The organism is Dactylosporangium sp. NPDC006015 (assembly GCF_040614215.1).
In the GTDB taxonomy this organism is placed as follows: domain Bacteria; phylum Actinomycetota; class Actinomycetes; order Mycobacteriales; family Micromonosporaceae; genus Dactylosporangium; species Dactylosporangium maewongense.
Genome location: NZ_JBEXUD010000031.1, coordinates 105542 through 128299, shown reverse-complemented (window position 1 = coordinate 128299; position 22758 = coordinate 105542). Strand labels below are relative to the sequence as shown.

Sequence of the window (22758 nt, the reverse complement as noted above, 5' to 3'; positions counted from 1 at the left end):
GTCGCAAGACACGCAGACCGGCGTCTATCACGGTCCGATCACGACAGCTAGGGACGCTACGGCTCCAAGCTGAAAAGATCGGGCAATTGTGGCGATGTTCCCCCTGCGTGGCTCCCGCCACCGACGGTACCAGCGGGAACCGGGAGCCCGAGATGGCGCCATGCGCTCGGCGTCGCCACCCGCCCACGCGGAGTGCGCGCGAGCAGTCCCGTCCGTAGCAGGAAAGGTTCACAGACCTCTTCGACCGTGTCGGGTTGCTCACCAACGGCGACGGCGAGCGTGGACAGCCCGACCGGTCCCCCGCCCTGCCGGATCAGCGCGTGCAGCACCGCCCGGTCCAGGCGGTCCAGGCCGAGCTCGTCGACGTCGTACACGGCCAGGGCCGCCTTGGCCGCGGCGAGGTCGACCACGCCGGTCCCCCGCACCTCCGCGTAGTCGCGGACGCGGCGCAGCAGCCGGTTGGCGATGCGGGGCGTGCCGCGCGACCGCCGGCCGATCTCGACCGAGCCCTCGTCGGTGATCGGCACGTCCAGGATCCGCGCCGACCGGGCGATGATGAGCTCCAGCTCGTCCGGGTCGTAGAACTCCAGCTGGCCGACGAAGCCGAAGCGGTCCCGCATCGGGCCGGTGAGCAGGCCGCTGCGGGTCGTCGCGCCGACCAGCGTGAAGGGCTCGACGTCGAGCGGGATCGCGGTCGCGCCCGGGCCCTTGCCGACCACGACGTCGACGCGGAAGTCCTCCATGGCGCTGTACAGCAGCTCCTCGGCGGGCTTCGCGATGCGGTGGATCTCGTCGATGAACAGCACGTCGCCCTCGGACAGGCTGGTCAGCACCGCGGCGAGGTCGCCGGCGCGCTCGATCGCCGGGCCACTGGTCAACCGCAGGCCGGCCGACAGCTCCGCGGCGACGATCATGGCGAGGGTGGTCTTGCCCAGGCCGGGCGGGCCGGACAGCAGGATGTGGTCCGGCGGGCTGCCGCGCCGCAGCGCGCTCTGCAGCAGCAGGTCCAGCTGCTCGCGGACCCGGTGCTGGCCGATCAGCTCCGCGAGCCGCTTCGGGCGCACGCTCTGCTCGGCGGCCCGGTCCTCCGGCGAGGAGTACGCGCTGACGAGGGGATCGGTCACCGGATGGTGCCCAGCATGCGGATCGCCTGCTTCAGCAGCACCGGCACCGGCGGGACGGTGCCGCCGTCGAGCTGCTCGGCCACGGCGGCGACGGCCTGGTCGGCCTGGCCGGCGGTCCAGCCGAGCCCGACGAGCGCCTGGCGGACCTGCTCGGCCCACGCCGCGCCGGCGCCGACCCCGACCAGCGCCGCACCGTCGCCGGGCAGCGCGCCGATCTTGTCGCGCAGCTCCAGCACGAGCCGCTCCGCGCCCTTCTTGCCGATGCCCGGGACCCGGGTCAGCGTCGACGTGTCGTTGCCGGCGATGGCCCGGCGCACCACCTCGGGGGTGTGCACCGCGAGGACCGCCTGCGCCAGCCGCGGCCCCACCCCGGACGCGGTCTGCAGCAGCTCGAACAGCTGCTTGGCGTCGTCGTCGGCGAAGCCGTACAGCGTCAGGGAGTCCTCCCGCACGACCAGCGACGTCGCCAGCCGGGCCTCGTCACCGACGCGGAGGTCCGCGATGGTGTGCGGCGAGCACAGCACGGCCAGGCCCACCCCGCCGACCTCGATCACGGCCCCGTCCGGCGACACGGCGGCGACCCGCCCCCGCACACTCGCGATCATCGTGCTCTCCTCAGCGCCGCCTGGATGCGGTCCTTGGTGCCGCCCCTCCAGACATGACAGATTGCCAGAGCCAGGGCGTCGGCGGCGTCGGCGGGCCGGGGCGCGACCGTCAGCCGCAGCAACCGGGTCACCATCGCGGTGACCTGTGCCTTGTCCGCCGACCCGTTGCCGCTCACCGCGGCCTTGACCTCGCTCGGCGTGTAGGTCTGCACCGGCAGCCCGGCCCGCGCGGCGACGAGGATCGCGACCGCGCCCGCCTGCGCCGTGCCCATGACGGTGCGCACGTTGTGCTGGCTGAACACCCGCTCCACGGCGACGGACTCGGGCCGGTGCTCGGCGACCAGCGCGGTCAGCCGCTCGTCGAGGTTCAGCAGCCGGTGCGCCAGGTCGGTGTCCGGGTCGCTGGTGACCACCTCGTAGTGCACCAGCTTGCACGGCCGCCCCGGCACGCCCTCGACCACGCCGACCCCGCAGCGGGTCAGCCCCGGGTCGACCCCCAGCACCCGCACCGGCACCCCCTCAAACGTGTGTTCGACACACTAGCCCACCCGCCGCTCGTACCGGCGACAGGACACACACACCGAGTACCGCGAAGGTATGTGGGTGGACCCCATGGGACGCACGCGCGAAGGCTCGTACGTTTCCCGCCATGACGACGCCACATCCCGTTTCGCCGCACCAGGTGGTCGCCCTGGACCTGCGCGGCCGGACCGCACTGGTGACCGGCGCGGGCAGCGGCATCGGCCGGGGCGTCGCCGTGCGCCTCGCCGCGGCCGGCGCGAAGGTGGTCGCCGTCGACCGCGACGCGGACGGCATCAAGCCGCTCGCCGACCTCGGTCTCACGCCGGTGACCGCGGACCTGTCCGACCTCGACGAGGCCGAGTCGCTCCTGGCGGAGCACTGGGACGTCGACGTGCTGGTCAACAACGCCGGCCTGCAGCACGTGGCGCCGCTGGAGGACTTCCCGCCGGAGCGGTTCGCCTACATCCAGGCCGTCATGGTCGAGGCGCCGTTCCGCCTCACCCGCCGGGTCCTGCCCCACATGTACCGCACCGGCTGGGGGCGGGTCGTCAACATCTCCTCGGTCCACGGGCTGCGCTCCTCGCCGTTCAAGGCCGCGTACGTGACGGCGAAGCACGCCCTCGAAGGCCTGTCCAAGACGGTCGCGCTCGAAGGCGCCCCGCACGGCGTCACGAGCAACTGCATCAACCCGTCCTACGTGCGCACCCCGCTCGTCGAGGGCCAGATCGCCGCCCAGGCCGCCACGCACGGCATCGACGAGACCGAGGTCGTCGAGAAGATCATGCTCACCAGCGCGGCGATCAAGCGGCTCATCGAGCCCTCGGAGGTCGCCGAGCTCGTCGCGTACCTCTGCTCCGACGCCGCGGGGTTCATCACCGGCACGTCCGTCGCCATCGACGGCGGCTGGACCGCCCACTAGCACAATGGGGGTGTGACGATGCTGGAGTACCTGGAGCTGCTCGCGCGGGAGGCCGCAGCGGTCGAGTTCGAGGGCCCGCTCGTCGCCGCCCGCAACGCGGGCCTCCCACCCGACCGCCTCGCCGAGCTGGAGCAGGCCAAGGTCGTCGCGCTGCGCGTCCGGGCCCTCCTGGAGCGCCGGCGGCGCCGCGAGGAGGAGCTCTCCGGCCTCTTCGACACCGCCAGCGACCTCGCCGGGCTCCGTGACGTCGACGCCGTCCTCGCCGCCATCGTCCATCGCGCCCGGACCCTGCTCGGCGCCGACGTGGCGTACATGACGCTCAACGACGAACAGCACGGCGACACCTACATGCGGGTCACCGACGGCTCCATCTCCGCGAAGTTCCAGGCCCTGCGCCTGCCGATGGGCGCGGGCCTGGGCGGTCTCGTGGCGCAGACCGGCAGCCCGTACGTGACGGCCAACTACCCCGAGGACGCCCGCTTCCGGCACACCGGAGACATCGACGCCGGCGTCGGCGAGGAGGGGCTCGTCGCGATCCTGGGCGTGCCGCTGCGGCTCGGCTCCCGCATCATCGGCGTCCTGTACGCCGCGAACCGCTCCGCCCGCCCGTTCGCCCGCGAAGAGGTGTCGCTGCTCGTCTCCCTCGCCGCGAACGCCGCCGTCGCCATCGACACCGCCCGCCTCCTCGGCGAGACCCAGGCCGCCCTCGAGGAGCTGTCCGCCGCCAACGGCACGATCCGCGCCCACAGCGACTCCGTCGAGCGGGCCGCCGCCGCCCACGACCGCATGACGGCCCTCGTGCTGCGGGGCGCCGGCGTCGAGGACATCGCCGAGGTCGTCACCGAGGTGCTGGGCGGTGCGCTGCTCGTCCTGGACGCCGACGGCCGACACCAGGCCAGCGTCGGCGAGCTCGACGCCCCTGACGCCAGCGCCATCGCGGAGGCCCTCGCCGCCTCCCGCACCGAGGGGCGCAGCGTCCGGCGGGGACCGCTGTGGCTCGCGGCCGTCGTGGCCGGCGCGGAGAACCTCGGCGCGCTCGTCCTGCGGCCCGACCGCCCCCTCGTCGACGCCGACCAGCGCATCCTGGAGCGCGCCGCCGTCGTCACCGCGCTCCTGCTGCTCTTCCGCCGCACCGTCGCCGAGGCCGAGGGCCGCGTCCGCGGCGAGCTCCTCGACGACGTCATCACCCGCCCCGTCCGCGACGCCGACTCCCTGCGCACCCGCGCCAAGCGCCTCGGCGTCGACCTGGACGCCCCCAACGTCGTCGTCGCTGTCGGCGAGGACGCGCTCGCCGGCGGCCCCATGAACACGGCCCGCCAGCGCGCCATGTCCTGGGCTCAGACCTACGCGCAGACCCGCGGGGGCCTCGCCGCCGCCCGCGACGGCCACGTGGTCCTCCTCCTGCCCGGCGAGGTGGCCGGCCCTCTCGCCCGCACCGTCGCCCGCGACCTCGGCAAGGTCCTCGGCCGCCCCGTCACCGCCGGCGCCGGCGGCCCGGCGACCGGCCCCGCGGGCATCGCCGCCGCCTACCGCGACGCCGACCGCTGCGTCATCGCCCTCGCCGCCCTGGGCCGCGCCGGCGCCGGTGCCAGCACCGCCGAGCTGGGCTTCGTCGGCCTCCTGCTGGGCTCCGCCCCCGACGGCCGCGACCGCGACGTCGAAGCCTTCCTGGGCTCCACCATCGGCCCCGTCGTCGACTACGACGTCCGCCGGGGCACCGCCCTGGTCAAGACGCTGGAGGCGTACTTCGGCGTCGGCGGGAGCCTGGCCCGCGCCGCCGAGCTGCTCCACGTCCACGTCAACACCGTGACCCAGCGCCTCGAACGCATCGGCCAGCTCCTGGGCGCCGACTGGCAGAAACCGGAGCGCGCCCTGGAGGTCCAGCTGGCCCTCCGCCTCCACCGCCTCCGCTGAGCGCTGTAATTCCCCCACCGCTGCCGCGGCGGGGCCCGGCGGGGATTCTCACCCGCACCCCAATGCGCCGCTCCGCGACGCACTGCCCGCGCTATGGCGCGAGGCAGGGCAAGCGGCGCTCGCGCGCCGCATCCGGCGGCCGGCCGCTAGACCGGGAAGTACCACGCTCAGGACGGCGATCTTGCCCGCGCTTGCTTGATCGAAGTCGCAACCTGGCCGCCCGGACAGCCAGATCCGTCCTTCGATCTTCGACCGAGCGGCACCAACTCCTCCGGATCACCACCGGCAGCGGACCCAGGCCCCACTAGATGCTGATAAGTCGGATATGTTCGCGCCGGCGGACATATCCGCGGCCAGCGTCGGCTTGCCCGCCAGCGGACGTCGACCCAGCCGAGTCCTGCCTCGCCCGGCGGCACCCCGACCGGCAGCATGGGTCACCGCAATCCCCGATGCGTCGCTCCGCGGCGCATGACCGCGTGTACTGCACCGGCTGAGATCGCGCACCGCATCCGGTGCCCGCCCGCCGCCGTGCCCGGCAGGGAGCCGGCCTCCACGTCCGGTGCCGATCGGCGCACGCCGCGTGGATCGAGGAGTTGTAGCCGCACGAGCTCTACCGGACCATGATCAACCGGAGCGCGCGCTGGCGCTTTCCCCGGATATGTCCACGCCGCGAACATATCCGAAATTTCGGTTATGTCGGGGAGCGGAGCGAGTCGACATAACCGGGGCAGCCGCATGGCAGTCGGTGAGCTAGCCGGCGCCCGGTTGCCCGCAGTTCTTGAGGTCGGTCTCGACGAGCGAGCCGTCGTCGGCGTAGGTGTAGGAGCGGCGACGCATTCGTCTGATCAACTGTTGCATGTGGGCGGGGTCGGGGGCGGCCGGGTCGTGGAGGCGGAAGCCGTGCAGTTCGACGGCGTCGGGGTCGATGTCTGCCTGGCTGGGAGAGCCCTCGAGGATGAACCCGAACAGGCCTCGCAGTGCCGCCTCCCCCAGGTCCAGCGGATGGAACGGCAGCGGGTACGGCCCCTGGTCCGGCCAGCCCTGCGTGGGCAGCACGGGATGCTCGCCGGACCAGAACGGTGCCTCGAACGCGAACGGCTCGCCGGCGTTCTCGACCACGCCGTTGTCGGGGTCCAGGCTCAGCGACCGGACCAGTTCGCCGTTGTCCCAGACGGAGAACGCGAACCAGTCCGAGACGCTGTGCATCGCATGGGAGATGACGCGGCGGTGACGGCCCGGCTCGATCAGGCGATCCGGCAGCCGCGAGGGCGCGCCCAGCGGCAGCCGCCGGTCGCAGACGAGGTCGACGCCGGGGAAGGCGCCGGCGTACGCGGTCCCGTCGGGCGGGTGGACCGCGTCGTCCAGCGAGGTGGCGTCCGCCGGCTCGACCGTCCAGCCGGGGAACACGCGCGCGATCAGCGCGGCCGTGGCGTCCGGGCGGGCCACGGCCCCGGCCCGGAGCAGCTCAGCGACATCGCCGTCCGTGTAGGCGAGCAGCGACGTCTTGGCCCCCACCGCGCCACTCCCAGAGAGATCAGCCGTGATCACGTAGCGGATCCGGCTGCCAGGGCGACCGGATCCGCTACGTGATCAAGCTGGGTGGAAAAAACGGTCAGGGTCGGGCGCCGCGGAGGATGGCGTCGACCAGGTGCTCGGCGAAGCCCTCGTCGGGCACGGCGGGGTTCCAGCGCAGCATGTTCTGCGCGATCGCCGGGCCCGACAGCATGAGCAGGGTCAGCTCCACGTCCAGGTCGGCGCGCAGCTCGCCGCTCTCGATGCCACGGCGCAGGACGCCCCGCATCACGTCGCGACGGGGCTCGACGACGCCGGCCTGGTAGACCTTGTGCATCTCCTCGCCCTTGACGAGCTCGGGCAGCAGGCAGGCGGTGACCTTGCCGTAGTGGTGCATGCGCTTGGTGCGCATGCCCGCGATCAGGGCGACCAGGTCGTCGCGGACCGACACGCCCGCGGGCTCCGGGACGGGGCCCTTCATCGTGGTGACGGCGTCGATGAGGAGGGCTTCCTTGTTGGGCCAGCGGCGGTAGATCGTCGCCTTGCCCACGCCCGCCTTCGCCGCGACCGCCTCGATGGACAGCGCGTCGGCGCTCTGGCCCGCGCTGAGCAGGTCCAGGACCGCCTCGATGATGGCCTCGTCCGCGCGGGCGCTGCGGGGCCGGCCGGGACCCTTGCGGTCCTGGTCGGCCACCGCATCCACGCTCGCCGTCGTCATGGCTTCCATTGTTACCGAGTTCTCACACGGAAGCCATCAACGGCCGGCTCAAAGGACATCACACGTCCACCAGCTCGACACCCTGCTCCTCGGCGAGGCCTTCCGCGGTCGTGGGCGCGGGGGCCGAGGCCGGGCGCTTGCCGGGCAGGAAGGCGAACGCGACGGCCGCACCGAGGACCGCGAAGATCGCGGAGCCGATCGCCGAGTAGTGCATCGCGGTGATGAAGGCGTCGTTGGCGTGCTGGATCAGCGCCGGCCCGGCGGGCCCGACGTGCGGCGCGACACCGTACGCACCGGAGATCGACTCGTCGGCCACGTGCTTCGCCGCGGCCGGCAGGCCGGTCGTGGAGGACTCGACGCCGCTGCGGTAGTAGGAGCTGATGACCGCGCCGAGGGCGGCCACGCCGAGGGCACCGCCGACCTGGCGGATGGTGTTGCTGACGGCCGATCCGACGCCGGCCTTCTCGCGGGGCAACGCGGCCATGATGGCCTCGGTGGCGGGCGGCATCACGTTGGCCATGCCGGTGCCCATGACGAAGAACAGCGCGCCGACGACCCAGATCGGCGTCGAGGCACCGATGAAGATCCAGCCGGCCAGGCCGAGCGCGACGAGGAGCAGGCCGGTGGTGCTGACCGCCTTGGGGCCGAAGCGCTTGACCATCGCGGCGCTGCGCGGGGCGAAGACGAGCTGGCCGAGCGCGAAGGGCACGAAGAGCGCGCCCGAGGCGAGCGGGCCGTAGCCGCGCACCAGCTGCAGGTAGAAGGCGCTGGTGAACATGGCGCCCATCGCGGCGAAGAAGACCAGGCCGATCATCGCGGTGGAGGCGGAGAACTGGCGGTTGGCGAAGAGCTTCACGTCCAGCGACGGGAACTCGATGCTCCGCTCGTAGATCACGAACGCGGCGAGGACGGCGGCCGAGGCGGCCAGGGTGCCCCAGGACTTGAGCTCGCCGAAGCCGGACTCGCCGCCTTCGATCACACCGTACGTGAGCAGCGTCAGGCCGATGATGGACAGGACCACGCCGACGATGTCGATGCGCCCGGGGCGCGGGTCCCGCGACTCGGGGATGAGCACGCTGACGAGGATCACGCCGGCGACGACGATCGGGACGTTGATCAGGAAGACCGAGCCCCACCAGAAGTGCTCGAGCAGCAGGCCGCCGACGATCGGGCCGATCGCGACGCCGAGGCCGACGGCGCCGGCCCAGACGCCGATCGCCTTGGCCCGCTCACGCGGGTCGAAGACGTTGGCGATGATCGACAGGGTCGAGGGCATGACCGCCGCGGCGCCGAGGCCCATGAGGGCGCGGGCCCAGATCAGCTGGGTGGGCGAGTCCGCGTAGGCGGAGACGAGCGACGCGATGCCGAAGAGCACGAGCCCGACGGTGAGCGTGATCCGCCGGCCGAGCCGGTCGGCGAGGATGCCGGCGGTGAAGAGCAGGCCGGCGAACACCAGGGTGTAGGAGTTGATCGACCACTCCAGCTCGCTCTGGGTCGCGCCCAGGCCGTGCACCGGGTCGGCGATCGTGCGCATGGCGACGTTGAGGACGGTGTTGTCCAGCACGACGACGAGCAGGCTGATGACGAGCACGCCGAGGATGGCCCAGCGGCGGGGATGTCCGGTGTTGGGTGTGGCTGCGTCCATGTGGTTCAAGCCCCCAGTGAGCGAACGCGCGATACGATACGGAACAGTTCCGTATCCTCCACCAAGCTAGGACAAGGCGAAGCGATACGGAACCGTCTCGTATCAGAATGTGCGGGCGATCACACTAGGGAACAAAACGGCGGACCAATGAAACCGCGGAGCCCCACAGGCCGCGCCGGAAGAGCAGCACGACGAGCACGAAGATGCCCCCGGTGACCAGGCCGATCAGCGTGAAGCCCGCCTGCGACAGCTGGTCCTCCAGGTTCACAACCAGGGCCGCGCCGACCACCCCGCCCCACAGCGTGCCGATGCCGCCGAGCACGACGAGCACCACGCCCTTGCCCGAGGTCGTCCAGTGCACGACGTCGAGGGAGACGAAGCCGTGCGCGACCGCGAAGAGCCCGCCGCCGAGCCCGGCGACGAACGCCGACAGGACGAAGACGAGCAGCTTGTACCGGTGGGCCGGGTAGCCGAGCGCGCGGGCCCGGGCCGGGTTGTCCCGGATCGCGACCAGCACCCGGCCGAACGGCGAGTGCACGATCCGCCACGCGAGCAGCAGCCCGAGCACGGCGAGGGGCAGCGCCGCGTAGTAGAAGTAGTACGGGTCCGACAGGTCGAGCCCGAACAGCTCCCGCGGCACGCTCTGCAGCCCGTTCTCGCCGCCGGTCACCGACGACCACTCGTTGGCCACGAAGTACACCATCTGCGCGAAGGCCAGGGTCACCATCGCGAAGTAGATCCCGGAGCGCTTCACGGCGAGGTAGCCGATCGGCACCGCGAGGGCGGCCGCGGCGAGGGCGCCGCCGAGCACGGCGACGGGGAAGGGCACGCCCACCCGCGCCGCGATGATCCCGGCGGTGTACGCCGAGGTCCCCCAGAAGGCCGCGTGCCCGAAGGACAGCAGCCCGCCGTACCCCAGCAGCAGATCGATCGCGACGGCGAAGAGCGCCCAGCACAGCATGTCCACCGCGACCGCCGGATAGAGCCCGTTGGGCAGCCAGAGCGCGATGAGCGCCCCCACCGCGACCAGGGCCCAGCCGACCCACCGTGGGGTCCGCACCCGCTGCAGAATCAGCGCGGTCATGTCGGCAGTTCCTCCCGCCCGAAGAGCCCGGCCGGCCGGAAGAGCAGGACCAGGGCCATGACCAGGAAGATGAGGGTCTGCGCGAGCAGCGCCGGCCCGTAGGCCTCGCTCCACGCCTGCAACAGCCCGATCGCGAAGCCCGCGGCGACGCTGCCGAAGACCGAGCCGAGGCCGCCGATGACGACGACCGCGAAGACGCCGATGATCAGGTCGGCGCCCATGAGCGGGTTCACCGCCCGCATCGGCGCGGCGAGCACCCCGGCGAGGGCCGCGAGGGCGACACCGAAGCCGAAGACGGGCGCGATCCACCGCCCGACGTCGATGCCGAGGGCACGGGTCAGCTCGGGGCGTTCGGTGGCGGCCCGCACGACGGTGCCGACCCGGGTGCGGGTCAGCAGCCACCACACGGCGACGCACAGCAGCACGGCCACGCCGAACACGAACACCCGGTACGCCGGGAAGTCGAAGAGCCCGAAGTCGACGGTCCCCCGCAGCCCGGCCGGCGCGCCGTAGGGGTTGGACTGCGAGCCGTACCGCGACTTCACCACGTCCTGCAGCATGAGCGTGAGCCCGAACGTGAGCAGGAAGTTGTACAGCGGGTCCAGTGTGGACAGCCGGCGGATCAGCCCGCGCTCCAGCAGGATCCCGAGCAGGCCGAGCACCAGCGGCACCGCGAGCAGTGCCCACCAGAAGGAGATCCCGGCCTCGGCGAGCAGCACGTAGGCGCCGAACGCGCCGAGCATGTAGAACGCGCCGTGGGCGAAGTTCACCACCCGCAGCATGCCGAAGATGACCGACAGGCCGAGGGCGAGCAACGCGTAGAAGCTGCCCCCGACCAGTCCGTTGAACGTGTGGGTGAGGAAACCCATCGGACTAGAGCTTGCAGTCGGCCGACGGGGCGCGGAACGCCTCCTGGGCGGGGATCGTCTTGACGATCTGCTCGTAGTCCCAGGGCTCCTTGACCTCGCTCGCCGGCTTCACCTTGGCGAGGTAGGCGTCGTGCACGACCCGGTGGTCGGCGGCGCGGAACTCCCCGTTGCGGAGGAAGAAGTCGTTGGCCTTCTTGCCTTCCAGCTGCTTCACCACGGCGTCGGCGTCGTCGGTACCGGCGGCCTGCACGGCCTCCAGGTACTGCATCGCCGCGGAGTAGTTGGCGGCGTGGGCGAACGTGGGCCGCTGGCCGCCGGCGCGGGCGGAGAACTTGTCGGCCCAGGCGCGGTTCTCGGCGTCGAAGTTCCAGTACCAGGCGTCGGTGAACGTCGTGCCCGCCAGGGCGTCCGGGGTGAGCGAGTGGATGTCGGTGAGGAACATGAGCCCGACGGCGAGCCCGACGCCCTTGTCCCGCAGCTTGAACTCGTTGTACTGCTTGACCAGGTTGACCAGGTCGGCGCCGGCCTGCATGGTGCCGAGCACGTCGGGCTTCGGGTTGAGCGTCGGCGCCTTGAGCAGGAACGTGGAGAAGTTGTCGTTGGGGAACGGGGTCGGGTCGCTCGCCACGACGCTGCCGCCGCCCTTGGCGATCGCGGCCTTGAAGGACTTCTCCATGTCCTGGCCGAAGGCGTAGTCGGGGTAGACGATGTACCAGTTCTTCGCGCCCGCCTGGGTGGTCGCGGTGCCGGTGCCGTTGGCGAGCATCGCGGTGTCGTAGGCGTAGTGGAACGTGTACTTGTTGCAGGACTTCCCGGTCAGGTCGGTGGTCGCGCCGGAGATGTTGAAGTAGAGCTTCTTGCTCGCCTTGGCGACGTCGGCGACCTTCAGCGCGGCCGAGGAGGTCGGCACGTCGAGGATCGCGTCGACGCCGAGCCGGTCGTACATCTCCGCGGCGCGGGTGTTCGCCACGTCGGGCTTGTTCTGGTGGTCGGCGGTCTCCACGGTGATGTTCTTCGTGATCGCCTTGTCGCCGTACTTGGCCTTGAAGTCCTCGATCGCCATGTTCACGGCCACGACCGAGTTCTTGCCCGACAGCTGCGCGTAGACGCCGGACTGGTCGTTGAGGACGCCGAGGACGAGCTTGTCGCCGGTGAGCTTCGAGCTCCCGCCGGAGCGGGGTCCACCGCCGCCACAGCCCGACAGGGCGACACAGAGGGCGGCACCGGCCGCGAGCGCTTTTCTCATGATATTTCTCCTAGATCCCGAGGTGTGCGAGGAGTTCGGCCTCGCGGGACTGGATGTCGGTGTTGTCGAAAGCGCCGACGATCCGCCCCTCGGCGAGGAGGTAGTGGCGGTCGGCGACCGTGGTGGCGAAGTGCAGGTTCTGCTCGACGAGCAGGACGGTGACGCCGTGCTCCTTGGCCCGGCGCAGGATCTCGCCGACCTGCTGGACCAGCAGCGGGGAGAGCCCCTCGGTGGGTTCGTCGCAGAGCAGGACGGTGGCGCCCATCCGTAGCACGCGGGCGAGGGCCAGCATCTGCTGCTCGCCGCCGGAGAGCTTGGTGGCCGGGCTGGAGCGCCGGGTGTACAGCGCCGGGAACGCCTCGTGGACCTGCTCCAGGCTCCACGGGGACGGCCCGACGACGGGTGGGAGGGTGAGGTGCTCGGCGACGGTCAGCGTGGCGTAGGCGCCGCGGTCGTCGGGCACCCAGCCGAGGCCGCGGCGGGCCCGCTGGTGGACCTTGCGGGCGGTGACGTCCTCGTCGGCGAGCCGGACGGTGCCGGACTGCGAGGTGTGCAGCCCCATGACGCAGCGCAGCAGCGTGGTCTTGCCGGCGCCGTTGCGCCCGCAGAGGGTGACGACCTCGCCCCGCTGCACGAACAGGTCGACGTCGCGCAGGACCTGCGCCTCGCCGTACCACGCCGAGAGACCGTCAATGTGCAACATCGGAGCTCCCCAGATAGGCCTCGATCACCCGCGGATCGGTGCGGACCTGCTCATAGGGGCCCTCGACGAGGACCCGGCCGGCCTGCAGGACCGTGACGGTGTCGGCGAGCCGGCCGACGACGCGCATGTTGTGCTCGACCAGCACCACCGTCCGGCCGTCCCGGACGGCCGCGATGAGCTCGACGGTGCGGTCGACGTCCTCCAGGCCCATCCCGGCGGTCGGCTCGTCCAGCAGCAGCACCTTCGGGTCCAGCGCGAGGGCGATCGCCAGCTCGAGGGCCCGTTTGCGCCCGTACGCCAGGCTGCCGGCCAGGGTCTCCCCCGCGTCGCCGAGGCCGACCAGGTCGAGCAGCTCGCCGGCGCGGGCCGAGAAGCGGTCCAGGAGCCGGTGGCTGCGCCAGAACGACCAGCCGAGCCCCGTCGCGCTCTGCAGGGCCAGCTCGACGTGGGTCCGCACGGTCTGCTGCGGGAAGAGGCTGGTGATCTGGAAGGAGCGGGCGACGCCGAGGCGGGCGACCCGCTCCGGCGGGAGCCCGGTGATGTCGTGACCGCCGAGCTCGATCCGCCCGGCGGTCGGTGCGAGAAACCCGGTGAGCAGGTTGAACAGCGTCGTCTTGCCGGCGCCGTTGGGTCCGACGAGCGCGTGCACGCTGCCGGCGGCGACGGTGAGGTCGACCGCGTCGACGGCCCGGAAGCCGCGGAAGTCACGGGTGAGACCGCGCGCTGTCAGGGCGGGACCGTCCATCGGGGGACACACCTCCTCGTGGCGGTGGGCGGGTGGCGGTCACATGTGGCCCGCCGTTGCGGCGAACGCTATGACCGGCGCCACACCCAGGCCATGGAGGCGATCCATACATTTGCCCGTGTGAGCGTGTGCCCTTGCCCCACACAAAAAAGACACCGGTCGATTCGATGGTGATCGAATCGACCGGTGCCCGTGGGGACCGCTCATCGGCGGTCCGGTATCCACCTCGCGAGGGGTCCGAGGCGGGTCCGCAGGCCGGCGAGGCCGCCGGGGAAGAAGTACACGGCGAGGATGAAGACCGTGCCGAGCACGAACAGCGGCTGCGACAGCGGCCCGCTCAGCACGCCCGGCAGGTTGTCGACGGCGTCGGAGCGGCCGAACGCGACGAGCCGGTAGTCGAGGTACGTGAAGAGCATCCCGCCGATCAGCGGCCCCCACCGGGTGCCGGGGCCGCCGAGCACGACCATGACGAGCAGCGTCAGCGTCTGGTCGGACGCCGCCACGTGCGGGGTGGCGCCGCCGATCAGCAGCGCGTACATGGCGCCGGCGAGGCCGGCGAGCCCACCCGCGACGGTGAACGCGAACAGCTTGTACCGGTACGGGTCGAGGCCGAGCACGCCGACGCGGCGCTCGTCGTCGCGGATCGCGGCGAGCACCCGACCGGCGGGCGCGTCGGCGATGGCGTGCACGACCAGGACGGTGACGACGGCGACGCCCACCGCGAGCCAGTACAGGTTCACGGTGTTGGTGACGCCGACGAGCGCGTCGGGCACGCCCGACGTGTCCATCGGCAGCCCCTCCTCGCCGCCGGTCTGCCCGCCCGGGTCGCGCCCGATGGTGATCGCGCCGACCTGCGCGAAGGCGAGGGTGACCATGGCGAAGGCGATGCCGTTGGTGCGCAGCGCGATCGCCCCGAGCGCCGCGGCGATCGCGGCGGTGCCGACGACGGCGAGGAGCACGGCCTGCCACAACGGGAAGCCCGCCTTGGTGATGAGGACGTCGGTGCCGTAGACGCCGGCGGCGAAGTAGAGCGCGTGACCGAAGGACAGCAGCCCGGTGCGCCCGAAGAGCAGGTCGTAGCCGGTCGCGAGGGCACCGAACACCAGGCACAGCGCGAGCAGCTGCAGGGTGCCGGGCTTGTTGATCGCCGTGTCGAACACGCCCGGGATGGAGATCGACCAGTACGGCAGCGCGATGAGGACGACCAGGAAGACGAGCGGCCCGAACCGGGCGGGGTGCCACTTCCGGCGCGGCTTCGGCACGGTGCCGCCGGGGGTCACCGCGGTGTCCGTCATCATGAGGTGGCGACCTTTCCGGTGATGCCCTGCGGGCGGACGAGCAGCACGATCGCCAGGAGCGCGACGACGCAGATGTCGCCGAGCCCCGGTGAGGTGTAGTTGACGAACTGCTGCAGCAGCCCGACGGCGACGGCGGCATAGGCGGCCCCGACCACCGAGCCCATCCCGCCGATGACGACGACGATGAAGCCGAAGATGAGCAGCGAGCTGCCGCCGGTCGGGGAGATCGAGCCGGCGTAGACCCCGCCGAGCGCCCCGGCGAGCGCGGCGGCGGCGCCCCCGATCGCGAAGACGAGCGTGAACGCGCGGCGCACGTCGATGCCGAGCGCGGTGACCATGGACCGGTCCTCGACACCGGCGCGGATGACCAGGCCGATGCGGGTGTACTTGAGGAACGCGAGCAGGCCGGCGAGGACCACCACGGCCGCGCCGATGAGCAGGAAGCGGTCGTTGGGGACGCGGGCGCCGGCGATCTCGGTCAGCTCCTGCGTCCACTGCGGCCGCGGGTAGGTCCGCGGGTCCGCGCCCCAGGACGCCTGCAGCAGCGCCACGCCGGCCAGCGACAGCCCGACGGTGACGAGGACCTGCTCGATGGTGCGCGAGTACAGCGGCCGGATCAGCACCAGCTCGACGAGCGCGGCGACGACCGTGCCGCAGACGACGCCGAACACGACGGCGAGGACGAAGCCCCACCCGGAGGCCCCGGCGCCGGGGAGGTTGCCGGAGGCCCACCAGGTGCCGTACGCGCCGACGGACAGGAACAGCCCGTGCGCGAAGTTGAGCACGTCGGCGAGCCCGAAGACCAGCGCGAGACCGGACGCGACGAGGAAGTACAGGGCGGCGAGACCCAGCCCGGTCAAGGTCAACAGCACAAACGTGCTCATGCGTGCTCCCCCTTGCCGACGCCGAGCAGCGCCTTGGTCTTCTCGGTGTAGTCGAGCAGGTCGCCGGCCCCGCCGGTGTACGCGACGCGGCCGTTGGCGATGACGACGGCGTGGCGGGCCATCCGGCGCACCACCGCCAGGTTCTGCTCGACGAGCAGCATCGGCACGACGGCGGCGACGGCCTCCAGCGCGGCGGCGACCTCGGTGACGACCTTCGGGGCGAGGCCCTTCGTCGGCTCGTCGATGAGCAGCAGCCGGTTGGGGTTAAGCAGGACCCGGCCGATCGCCAGCATCTGCTGCTGGCCGCCGGACAGGGTGCCGGCCCGCTGCCGGGCCCGCTTGCGCAGCTCCGGGAAGAGGCCGTGGACGGTCTCGTAGTCGGGGGCCGTGCCGGCGCGCTCGGCGAGCCGCAGGTTCTCCGCGACGGTGAGCCCGGCGAAGACGCCGCGGTCCTCGGGCACGTAGCCGAGGCCCTGCCGGACCAGCCGGAACGTGGGCTGCCGCAGGATGCTGCCGCCGGCGAAGCCGACCCGGCCGGTGATCTCCGCGGCGCGCGGCATGAGCCCGAGCACGGCCTTGAGCGTGGTGGTCTTGCCGACGCCGTTGCGGCCGAGCAGCGCGGTGACGCCCTGCGGCTGCACGCTGAACGTGACGCCCTGCAGGATGTGCGACCCGCCCACCTTCACGGACAGGTCTGAGATGTCCAGGATCGCGGTCACAGCGTCACCTCCGCTGCGCTCCGGCGCCCAACGGCTTCCCCGGACATGTCCGCTGCGCGAACATATCCGAAATTTCGGTTATGTCGGCTCGCTGCGCTCCCCGACATAACCGGGCTCGAGCGCCGGCCCGCGGTTGACAGAGGATGTCTCACAGCTTCTCCCCCAGGTACGCCTCCTGGACGGTGCGGTCGGCCATGACGACCTCCGGCGTGTCGCAGATGAGCAGGGCGCCGTGGTGCATGACCGCCACCCGGTCCGCCAGGTCGAGCACGACGTCCATGTGGTGCTCCACCATGAGGACGCTGCGCCGCTCGTCGCGGGTCAGCGTCTTGATCAGCGCGACCAGCCCCGGGACGTCCTCGGCGCTGACGCCGGCCATCGGCTCGTCCAGCAGGAGCACCTTCGGCTCGCCGGCGAGCAGCAGCGCGATCTCCAGCTTCCGCTTCTCGCCGTGGGCGAGGGTGCCGGCCATGGTGCGGGCGCGGTGGTCGAGCCCGACCCGCCACAGCACCCGGGCGGCCCGCTCGGCGATGTCCTTGTCGGACCCCGGCAGCGGGAAGGGCCGGATCGACCCGCCGCGGCGGGCCTGGACGGCGAGCCGCACGTTCTGCTCGACGGTGAGCGAACCGAACACCGACGAGGACTGGAAGGTGCGGCCGAGCCCCCGGCGGGCCCGGCGGTGCGGCGCGAGCCGCGTGACGTCCTGCCCGGCGAGCGTGACCGAGCCGTCCGTCGGCTTGCGCAGTCCGGAGATCAGGTTGAACAGCGACGTCTTGCCGGCGCCGTTGGGGCCGATGACGGCGAGGAACTCGCCCTCGGCCAGGTCGATCGACACGTGGTCGACGATCGCGACCTCGCCGATCTTCCAGGTCAGCCGCCTGGTGGACAGCAGGCCGGTGGCCGGGGCGTCAACCACCCCGGCCGCCGGTGCGTTGCTTCGGGGGAACAAACCTCAGCCCTTCATCTGCACGACCGGCGGGGCCGCGTCGGCCGGGTCGATCGCCTTGACGAGCTCCGGCTTCAGGTCGGCGCCGGAGCCGGAGAACTTGCCCTGGAACATCGGCTGCAGCAGGGCGTGGTCCTCCTTGCGGACCGTCAGCTTGCCCTTGACGCCGTCGAAGCTCCAGCCCTCGAGCGCGGTGACCATCTTGTCGGCGTCGTCGCCGCCCTCGCCGGCCGCCCGCACGACCATCTGCGCGGCGGTGAAGCCGTCCGGGTGGAACAGGTCGACCTTGCCGCCCTCGACACCCTTGCGCAGCGCGGTGGTGGCCTCGTTGTCGCTGGCGCCGTCGAAGTAGTGCGCGAGCAGCGACAGCTTGCTGCCGGCCGCGCCGAACGTGGCCCACGAGGCGCGCTGGTCGATGCCGGTGACGACCATGGTCGAGCCGAGCACGCCCTGCTGGTCGAGGGCCTGCCACATGGCGGGGGCGGTGGTGCCGGCCCACGCCACGAAGATCATGTCGGCCTTGGCGCCCTTCGCCTGGGCGGCGAAGCCGGTGAACTCGGTCGCGCTGGCCGGGACGAACAGGTTGTCGACGGTCGCGCCGGCGCCGCCGATGACGGCCTTGACCGCGTCGGCGTTGGACTTGCCGAAGGTGCCCTCCTGCGCGAACACGAGGACCTTCTTGCCCGTGGGCGACGGCAGGTAGGACTTCGCCGCGAGGACGTCCTGGTAGGACTGGCGGCCGGAGCGGAAGGTGTACTTGTTGACGCCGGTGACCGCGTCGGACGCGGCCGGCCCGGAGATGAAGAGCACCTTGTTCTGCGCGGCGAGCGGCGCGACCTGGCCGGCGACGGCCGAGCCGGTGCTGCCGGCGATGATCTTGTACCCCTGGCCGATGAGGTCCTTGGCGGCGGAGACGGCCTTCGCCGGGTCACCCGCGTCGTCGACCTCCTTGACCTCGACCGGGCGGTTGCCGACCTTGCCGGTGCCCTTGGTCGCGAAGGCGAGGCCCGCCTTCCAGCCCTCGATGTACTGCTTGCCGTAGCCGGCGAGGGCGCCGGTCTGCGAGTAGACGAGGCCGACCTTGATGGGGGTGCCGTCCTTCGCCGGCTCCTGCGCCGCTTCCTGGGGGCTGCTGCACGCCGCCGTGAACGTCGCCGCGATGCCCAACCCGAGCGCCGCGAACAGTACCCGCCGCGGCGCAGTCGTCTGCCGAATCACGCTTCCTCCGTGTGAACGCCTTGTTAAGGCCAGCGCCTGCTGGCGGTGTTCGCACACGCTAGGAGTGGCGCAGGGCACCGAGCTATGTGGGCGCACCACACAAGTCGGGCGGGTTGCCCGGTTCGATGCCCTACGAGACGGCCACGAGGTCGAGGAACGCCCCCAACATCGGCAGAAACACCGGCGAGTGGTCACGCTCGGTGACGAAGAGCATGTGGTCGGCGCCGGGGAGGACGGCGACACAGTTGCGCCCGCGGTGCAGCCCGGACAGGCGCTCGGCGAGGACCGAGACGCTGCGCTCGACGGGCACGAGCTCGTCGGCGGCGCCGAACAGGGCGAGGATCGGGCAGCGCAGGTGCGGGACGACCGCGGCGGGGTCGAAGCTCAGCGCCCGGGCGAAGAACGCCAAGGTCTCCACGGTGTCGTACGGCGCGGCCGCGACCACGTCGTGCCACTCGCGGCCGGCGAGCCGGCGCTGCGCGTCGAGGACCTGGGCGGGCGGGTCGCCCACGGCGAGCCTGGCGGCGCGCTCGTCGACCCAGCGCATCGCCTCGTCGACGACGGCGGGCGGGTGCCCGGCGCGGCGCAGCGCCCGCTCGATGCGGACGCGTTCCTGCTCGGCGATGCCGACCGCCGGCCCGGACACGGTGATCACGAAGTCGACGGCCTCCGGCCGTCCGGTGGCGGCGAGGAGGGAGATCCAGCCGCCCTGGCTGTAGCCGATGAGGCCGACCCGCTCCACACCGGTCTCGGCGCGCAGGGCGGCGACGGCGGCGAGGGCCTCGGCGGCTCGGTCGGCGAAGCTCTGCGCCCACCAGCCGGCCGGCTTGTCGTGCCGCAGCGTGGCCACCCCGCGCCCGGCCAGCCAGCCGGGAATGCCGACCCAGTCGTGCCGCGTGGCGGGTCCGGAGCCGTCGATCAGCACCAAACCGGCCCTGGGCGCGTCCGGCGGCACAGTGAGGATCGCTTGCAGGTCGCCGACCGTAAGGTCCCGTTCAGGCATGAGGCCCTCCCCACGCTGAACATAACAGCGCGGGGAGGGCCATCGACGACTGCCTAGGGCTTCTTGGCCGTCGGCGTCGACTGGTACGACTTGAGCAGGTCCATCTTCGCCTGGTCGATCGTCTTCCAGTCGTCCTTCAGGACCCCGCCGGTGTCGCCGGAGTTGGGGTTCCAGGACCAGTACGTGTAGCTGAACCCGTTCTCCTTCATGTAGGAGATGAGGTGCCGCTGCCAGATGCCCTCGAGGTCCTTGTTGCCCTGGGCGTCCTTCTCCGCGACGGAGCGGCCGCCGAACTCGCCCATCAGGACCGGGGCCACGTTGTTCTTGACGAGGTGGCCGAACTGCTTGTCCCACAGCGCCGGCATGTTGGCCGGGAACGCCGGGTCGGTGAACCAGCGCTGCGACCACACCTTGGGGCTGTAGTCGTGCGCGGAGTACACCAGCTTCGACTGGTCCTTGAGCCGGACCGGGTCCTTGGCCGCGCCCTGGAGGTTGCCGCCCCACCAGTACCCGTCGCCGTCGTAGGACTCGATGCCCTCCACGACGATCAGCCAGTCGGGGTTCTCGGCCAGGATGGCGTTGCCGGCCCGCTCCGCGGCGGCCCGCCAGTCGGTCTTGTCGCCGCCGGTGCCCCAGGTGGCCTCGCCGTGCGGCTCGTTGTGCAGGTCGGCGCCGACGACGAGCGGGTTGTCACGGTAATGCTTCGCGAGCATCTTCCAGTCGGAGATCCACCGCTCCTCGCTGACCTTGTCGGTGTACCAGAGGTTGCTCTGGCCCTGCGAGGTCGGCCGGTGCCGGTCGAGGATGACCATCATCCCGCGCTTGGTGATGCCCTCGACCACCTTGTCCATGATCTGCGGGCCGGTGAGCCCCTGCAGGTCCGGGTTGAGCTTGTAGTCGACGCCGTTGGGCTTCGAGGCGGCGTCGAAGAGCTCGTTGCTGAAGGGCAGGCGCACCGAGTTGAAGCCCTGCGCGGCCATCTGGTCGAGCATGTCGTCCAGGGAGCGGGACCACAGCCCGTGCGGGGCGAACGTGTTGGTCTCCAGGCCGAACCAGTTGACCCCGGTGAAGGTGACCGTCCGCCCGCCGGCGTCGACGATGCGGTTGCCGTTGGTGTGCAGCGGCAGTTGGAGCTGCCGGCCGGCCGCCGTGGCCGGACCGTGCTTCTCCTCGGAGTTGCGCATGACAAGACCACCGGTGGTGACAGCGGCGGCGGCGAGCACCAGGGTGGCGCTGAGCCACACAAGACGGGAACGCTTCAAGACCTGTCCTCACGTACGACGACGTCGGGCAGGTCAAAACATTACGGATTCGGAAATTTCAGGTCAGCGTACGAATGTCCGAAATGCTCCTGGCGCAACTGTAGGAGCGTCCTCATGGCGCAACTGTAGGAGCGTCCCAGTCCGCCGCTCGTACGACGGCCTCCAGCTTCGACCGGGCACCCATCTTCGACAGCAGATGCCGCACGTGGCTGCGGACGGTGGTGTAGCTGATGCTCAATTCCCTGGCGATGTCACGGTTGTCCATGCCGGAGGTCATCAGCGTGAGGATCTGCCGCTCCCGCGGGGTCAGGCTGTCCAGCCGCCGGGCGTGCTCCGCGGAGCGGTGCGAGCGCTCCCGCCGCCGCGCGAGCAGCTTCGCCAGCTGGCGGGCCGGCACGAGGATCTCCCCGTCGATCGCCCGGCGCACCGCGTCCGCGACGTCGGCCCCGCCCGCGCTCTTCACCAGGTAGCCGGCGGCGCCGGCCTCCAGGGCCGCGAGGATCACCTCGTCGCTGGTGTCGGCGCTGAGGAACACGATCGCGACGTCGGGCTGGTGCAGCCGCAGCGCGGCGACCGCCTCGGGGCCGGTGCCGTCGGGCAGCCAGTAGTCGCACAGCACCACGTCGACCCGCTCGACGTCGGCGAGGTGCTCGACCTCCCCGACGCCGCCGGCGATGGCGACGACCCGCAGCTCGTCGTGTTCGTTGAGCAGCGCGGCGAGGCCTTCGGCGACCACCTGGTGGTCCTCGACGATCAGCACTCGGTAGCGCATCAGGCGGCTCCTTTGGATTGCAGGTCGGCGCCGCGCGGCACCCAGAACGTGACGGTCGTGCCACTGCCGGCGCTGCCCCTGGGCACGCTGCCGATCCGGAACCAACCGCCGGCCAACGCCGCCCGCTCCCGCATCAGCACCAGGCCGAGGTGCCCCGCCTCGGACTCGAACTCCTCGGCGCCGACCCCGTCGTCGACGACCCGGATCAGGTAGCCGCCGTCCTGCTCGTCGAGGATCACCGTGCACTCGTCGGCGTCGGCGTGCTTGTAGACGTTGGCCACGGCCTCCTGCAGCATCCTGAAGAGCAGGAGCCGGGTGGGCAGCGCCGGCTCGTCCCGCAGCCGGTTGTCCAGGTGTACGGCCAGCGAATGGTCCTCGGCGAGCCCGTCCAGCAGGTCCCTCGTCGCCGCGGCGAGCCCCTCGCTGGTCAGCTTCGGCGGCCGGAAGTCGAAGATCAGCCGCCGCAGCCGGTCGGCGGCGAGCACCAGGCTCTCTTCCAGCTTACTGAGCAGCTCCAGGTTGCGGGGGTCGCGCAGGCGGCGGCGCAGGTGCTGCAGCCGCAGCATCGCCGCGGTGATCACCTGCAGGCTGTCGTCGTGCACCCCGGCGGCGATGCGGGCCCGCTCCCGCTCCTGGTTGAGGATGACGTCGCCGAGCGCCTGCTCCTGCGCGGCGCCCTCCTGCTGCAGCCGGGTCACGCGGTGCTCGAGGCTGGACCGGGACAGGCCGCCGGCGCCCTGGTCGTCGACGGCGAGCACGACGAGCCCGCTCGGGTCGCCCGGCAGGGTGCCCAGTCGCACGTCGACCGGCACCTCGGCGCCGCCCGGCAGGCGGATCGCCGAGCCGGTGTAGACGGGTTCGTCGCCCGTCTCCGCGCCGAGTGCGCCGCGCGGGTCGCCGACGAACAGCTCCCCGACCCGGCGCCCGACCAGGTCGACGGTGGCCCGGTGGAAGAGCGCCTCCGCGGCGCTGCTGGCGAGCCGGACCACCCCGGCGGCGTCGAGCACGACCAACGCCTCCGGGGCGGCCCGGAATGCCTGCCAGTACACC

22 protein-coding genes are annotated in these 22758 nt (G+C 71.8%); 2 read left to right on the top strand and 20 right to left on the bottom strand.

The genetic code is table 11. The annotated features are described in order from the left end of the window. Window positions 1–56: 56 nt before the first annotated feature. Genes ruvB through ruvC form a run of 3 tightly spaced genes read right to left on the bottom strand, consistent with a single transcriptional unit; the run spans window position 57 to window position 2238 of the window. The gene (ruvB, locus tag ABZ321_RS39595) at window positions 57–1124 is read right to left on the bottom strand and encodes a Holliday junction branch migration DNA helicase RuvB (RefSeq protein ID WP_344503541.1); all 1068 of its coding nucleotides are present in this window, start codon (window positions 1122–1124) and stop codon (window positions 57–59) included. Then, window positions 1121–1729, bottom strand: coding sequence for a Holliday junction branch migration protein RuvA (ruvA, locus tag ABZ321_RS39590; RefSeq protein ID WP_344503540.1), 609 nt, complete (start codon window positions 1727–1729; stop codon window positions 1121–1123). Before ruvA ends, ruvB begins: the two co-directional genes overlap by 4 nt. Beyond that, window positions 1726–2238, bottom strand: a complete 513-nt coding sequence (gene ruvC / locus ABZ321_RS39585; protein ID WP_344503539.1) for a crossover junction endodeoxyribonuclease RuvC — start codon at window positions 2236–2238, stop codon at window positions 1726–1728. The genes ruvA and ruvC overlap by 4 nt, the downstream gene beginning before the upstream one ends. A 140-nt stretch (window positions 2239–2378) precedes the next feature. Here ruvC and ABZ321_RS39580 point away from each other — a divergent pair, with 140 nt between their 5' ends. After that, on the top strand, window positions 2379–3170 hold the full coding sequence (locus tag ABZ321_RS39580) for a 3-hydroxybutyrate dehydrogenase (RefSeq protein WP_344503538.1): 792 nt from the start codon (window positions 2379–2381) through the stop codon (window positions 3168–3170). An 18-nt stretch (window positions 3171–3188) separates the two neighbouring features. Next, window positions 3189–5084 carry a helix-turn-helix domain-containing protein gene (locus tag ABZ321_RS39575; protein ID WP_344503652.1) on the top strand — a complete coding sequence of 632 codons (1896 nt, stop codon included), beginning with the start codon at window positions 3189–3191 and terminating at the stop codon, window positions 5082–5084. 750 nt (window positions 5085–5834) lie between these two features. Here the strand turns inward: ABZ321_RS39575 and ABZ321_RS39570 are convergent. The 17 genes from ABZ321_RS39570 to ABZ321_RS39490 all read right to left on the bottom strand — a co-directional run bounded on the left by ABZ321_RS39570 (window position 5835) and on the right by ABZ321_RS39490 (window position 22757). Then, window positions 5835–6599, bottom strand: a complete 765-nt coding sequence (locus ABZ321_RS39570; protein ID WP_354900677.1) for a hypothetical protein — start codon at window positions 6597–6599, stop codon at window positions 5835–5837. Between the two features lie 97 nt (window positions 6600–6696). Then, window positions 6697–7314 (bottom strand): TetR/AcrR family transcriptional regulator, encoded by a 618-nt coding sequence (locus ABZ321_RS39565; protein ID WP_344503536.1) that lies wholly within the window; start codon window positions 7312–7314, stop codon window positions 6697–6699. 58 nt (window positions 7315–7372) lie between these two features. Then, a complete protein-coding gene (locus ABZ321_RS39560) occupies window positions 7373–8959 on the bottom strand; it encodes an MFS transporter (protein ID WP_354900675.1) in 1587 nt (528 codons plus the stop codon). Between the two features lie 124 nt (window positions 8960–9083). Continuing rightward, window positions 9084–10043, bottom strand: coding sequence for a branched-chain amino acid ABC transporter permease (locus tag ABZ321_RS39555; RefSeq protein ID WP_354900673.1), 960 nt, complete (start codon window positions 10041–10043; stop codon window positions 9084–9086). After that, entirely contained in the window at window positions 10040–10912 is an 873-nt protein-coding gene (locus ABZ321_RS39550; protein WP_344503533.1) for a branched-chain amino acid ABC transporter permease, read from the bottom strand. The genes ABZ321_RS39555 and ABZ321_RS39550 overlap by 4 nt, the downstream gene beginning before the upstream one ends. Window positions 10913–10916: 4 nt before the next feature. After that, complete coding sequence (locus ABZ321_RS39545; protein ID WP_344503532.1) at window positions 10917–12158, bottom strand: ABC transporter substrate-binding protein; 1242 nt, start codon at window positions 12156–12158, stop codon at window positions 10917–10919. A 10-nt stretch (window positions 12159–12168) separates the two neighbouring features. Continuing rightward, window positions 12169–12861 carry an ABC transporter ATP-binding protein gene (locus ABZ321_RS39540; protein ID WP_344503531.1) on the bottom strand — a complete coding sequence of 231 codons (693 nt, stop codon included), beginning with the start codon at window positions 12859–12861 and terminating at the stop codon, window positions 12169–12171. Beyond that, window positions 12848–13606 carry an ABC transporter ATP-binding protein gene (locus ABZ321_RS39535; protein ID WP_344503530.1) on the bottom strand — a complete coding sequence of 253 codons (759 nt, stop codon included), beginning with the start codon at window positions 13604–13606 and terminating at the stop codon, window positions 12848–12850. Before ABZ321_RS39535 ends, ABZ321_RS39540 begins: the two co-directional genes overlap by 14 nt. Before the next feature lie 203 nt (window positions 13607–13809). Next, window positions 13810–14904, bottom strand: coding sequence for a branched-chain amino acid ABC transporter permease (locus ABZ321_RS39530; protein ID WP_344503529.1), 1095 nt, complete (start codon window positions 14902–14904; stop codon window positions 13810–13812). Next, window positions 14901–15788, bottom strand: coding sequence for a branched-chain amino acid ABC transporter permease (locus tag ABZ321_RS39525; RefSeq protein ID WP_344503528.1), 888 nt, complete (start codon window positions 15786–15788; stop codon window positions 14901–14903). The genes ABZ321_RS39530 and ABZ321_RS39525 overlap by 4 nt, the downstream gene beginning before the upstream one ends. Continuing rightward, on the bottom strand, window positions 15785–16507 hold the full coding sequence (locus ABZ321_RS39520; protein WP_344503527.1) for an ATP-binding cassette domain-containing protein: 723 nt from the start codon (window positions 16505–16507) through the stop codon (window positions 15785–15787). Before ABZ321_RS39520 ends, ABZ321_RS39525 begins: the two co-directional genes overlap by 4 nt. A gap of 148 nt (window positions 16508–16655) precedes the next feature. Beyond that, window positions 16656–17399 carry an ABC transporter ATP-binding protein gene (locus tag ABZ321_RS39515; RefSeq protein ID WP_344503651.1) on the bottom strand — a complete coding sequence of 248 codons (744 nt, stop codon included), beginning with the start codon at window positions 17397–17399 and terminating at the stop codon, window positions 16656–16658. Window positions 17400–17459: 60 nt separating this feature from the next. Then, window positions 17460–18671, bottom strand: coding sequence for a substrate-binding domain-containing protein (locus ABZ321_RS39510; protein WP_344503526.1), 1212 nt, complete (start codon window positions 18669–18671; stop codon window positions 17460–17462). Window positions 18672–18801: 130 nt separating this feature from the next. Next, window positions 18802–19674 (bottom strand): alpha/beta hydrolase, encoded by an 873-nt coding sequence (locus tag ABZ321_RS39505; protein WP_344503525.1) that lies wholly within the window; start codon window positions 19672–19674, stop codon window positions 18802–18804. Window positions 19675–19727: 53 nt separating this feature from the next. After that, window positions 19728–20936, bottom strand: a complete 1209-nt coding sequence (locus ABZ321_RS39500) for a glycoside hydrolase family 5 protein (protein WP_344503524.1) — start codon at window positions 20934–20936, stop codon at window positions 19728–19730. Between the two features lie 112 nt (window positions 20937–21048). Then, the gene (locus tag ABZ321_RS39495) at window positions 21049–21708 is read right to left on the bottom strand and encodes a response regulator transcription factor (protein WP_344503523.1); all 660 of its coding nucleotides are present in this window, start codon (window positions 21706–21708) and stop codon (window positions 21049–21051) included. Beyond that, window positions 21708–22757, bottom strand: a complete 1050-nt coding sequence (locus tag ABZ321_RS39490) for an ATP-binding protein (protein ID WP_344503522.1) — start codon at window positions 22755–22757, stop codon at window positions 21708–21710. The genes ABZ321_RS39495 and ABZ321_RS39490 overlap by 1 nt, the downstream gene beginning before the upstream one ends. Window position 22758: the final 1 nt, after the last annotated feature.

Excerpts from the sequence above, each read along its gene's own strand:
- ABZ321_RS39560 (WP_354900675.1), bottom strand. The coding sequence starts at position 8,959 with ATGGACGCAGCCACACCCAACACCGGACATCCCCGCCGCTGGGCCATC.
- ABZ321_RS39525 (WP_344503528.1), bottom strand. The coding sequence starts at position 15,788 with ATGAGCACGTTTGTGCTGTTGACCTTGACCGGGCTGGGTCTCGCCGCC.
- ABZ321_RS39550 (WP_344503533.1), bottom strand. The coding sequence starts at position 10,912 with ATGGGTTTCCTCACCCACACGTTCAACGGACTGGTCGGGGGCAGCTTC.
- ABZ321_RS39505 (WP_344503525.1), bottom strand. The coding sequence starts at position 19,674 with ATGCCTGAACGGGACCTTACGGTCGGCGACCTGCAAGCGATCCTCACT.
- ABZ321_RS39535 (WP_344503530.1), bottom strand. The coding sequence starts at position 13,606 with ATGGACGGTCCCGCCCTGACAGCGCGCGGTCTCACCCGTGACTTCCGC.
- ABZ321_RS39575 (WP_344503652.1), top strand. The coding sequence starts at position 3,189 with ATGCTGGAGTACCTGGAGCTGCTCGCGCGGGAGGCCGCAGCGGTCGAG.
- ruvA (WP_344503540.1), bottom strand. The coding sequence starts at position 1,729 with ATGATCGCGAGTGTGCGGGGGCGGGTCGCCGCCGTGTCGCCGGACGGG.
- ABZ321_RS39565 (WP_344503536.1), bottom strand. The coding sequence starts at position 7,314 with ATGACGACGGCGAGCGTGGATGCGGTGGCCGACCAGGACCGCAAGGGT.
- ABZ321_RS39530 (WP_344503529.1), bottom strand. The coding sequence starts at position 14,904 with ATGATGACGGACACCGCGGTGACCCCCGGCGGCACCGTGCCGAAGCCG.
- ABZ321_RS39580 (WP_344503538.1), top strand. The coding sequence starts at position 2,379 with ATGACGACGCCACATCCCGTTTCGCCGCACCAGGTGGTCGCCCTGGAC.
- ABZ321_RS39555 (WP_354900673.1), bottom strand. The coding sequence starts at position 10,043 with ATGACCGCGCTGATTCTGCAGCGGGTGCGGACCCCACGGTGGGTCGGC.
- ABZ321_RS39495 (WP_344503523.1), bottom strand. The coding sequence starts at position 21,708 with ATGCGCTACCGAGTGCTGATCGTCGAGGACCACCAGGTGGTCGCCGAA.
- ABZ321_RS39545 (WP_344503532.1), bottom strand. The coding sequence starts at position 12,158 with ATGAGAAAAGCGCTCGCGGCCGGTGCCGCCCTCTGTGTCGCCCTGTCG.
- ABZ321_RS39540 (WP_344503531.1), bottom strand. The coding sequence starts at position 12,861 with ATGTTGCACATTGACGGTCTCTCGGCGTGGTACGGCGAGGCGCAGGTC.